The organism is Streptomyces sp. NPDC025793 (genome assembly GCF_055558375.1).
In genome coordinates this window covers 1-1,178 of the sequence record NZ_JBVHMR010000163.1, presented here as the reverse complement: position 1 = coordinate 1,178, position 1,178 = coordinate 1, and the positions used below count along the sequence as shown (strand labels likewise).

The following is a 1,178-nucleotide window of genomic DNA, read 5'->3' as shown; positions in this document are numbered from 1 at the left end:
CGGTTGGCGCCGGCGCTGTCCCCGCAGGTGGCGGCGGTGCTGGAGCGGCATCCGCTGCGGGAGCTGGTCACGGCGTCCGAGGCGATGCCGCTGCTGGTGGAGCGGGAGCGGGCGCTGTTCGGGTCGTGGTACGAGTTCTTCCCGCGTTCGGAGGGCACCGCCGAGCAGCCCCACGGCACGTTCCGTACGGCGGCCCGCCGGCTGGAGGCGATCGCCGCGATGGGCTTCGACGTGGTGTACCTCCCGCCGGTCCATCCCATCGGGACGACCTTCCGCAAGGGCCCGAACAACACCCTCGCCGCCGGTCCGGACGACGTCGGGGTGCCGTGGGCGATCGGGTCCCCGGAGGGCGGGCACGACGCCCTGCACCCGGCGCTGGGCACGTTCGAGGACTTCGACCACTTCGTGGGCCGGGCCCGGGAGTTGGGGATGGAGGTCGCCCTCGACTTCGCGTTGCAGTGCTCCCCGGACCACCCCTGGGTGGACAAACACCCCGACTGGTTCCACCACCGGGCCGACGGCACCATCGCCTACGCGGAGAACCCGCCGAAGAAGTACCAGGACATCTACCCCGTCGCCTTCGACGCCGACCTGGACGGCCTGGTCGCCGAGACGGTGCGGATCCTGCGGCACTGGACGGACCACGGGGTGCGGATCTTCCGGGTCGACAACCCGCACACCAAACCCGTCGTGTTCTGGGAGCGGGTCATCGCCGAGGTCAACGGCACGGACCCGGACGTGATCTTCCTGGCCGAGGCCTTCACCCGGCCCGCGATGATGCACACCCTCGCCCAGATCGGCTTCCAGCAGTCCTACACCTACTTCACCTGGCGCAACACCAAGCACGAACTCACCGAATACCTCACCGAGTTGACCGGCGAGGCCGCCGCGTACATGCGGCCGAACCTCTTCGCCAACACCCCGGACATCCTGCACGAATACCTCCAGCACGGCGGCCGCCCCGCCTTCGAGGTCCGCGCCGTGCTCGCCGCCACCCTCTCCCCCGCCTGGGGCCTGTACAGCGGCTACGAACTGTGCGAGAACACCCCGCTGAAGGACGGCAGCGAGGAGTACCTCGACTCCGAGAAGTACCAACTCAGGCCCCGCGACTGGGAGTCCGCCGAACGCGAGGGCCGCAGCATCGCCCCCCTCATCACCCGCCTCAACACCGTCCGACG

Annotated in this window: 1 pseudogene; it reads left to right on the top strand. The window is 70.0% G+C overall.

From position 1 onward, the window contains the following. A pseudogene (locus ACZ4MF_RS49085) lies at positions 1–1,178 on the top strand (alpha-1,4-glucan--maltose-1-phosphate maltosyltransferase); the annotation flags it as partial.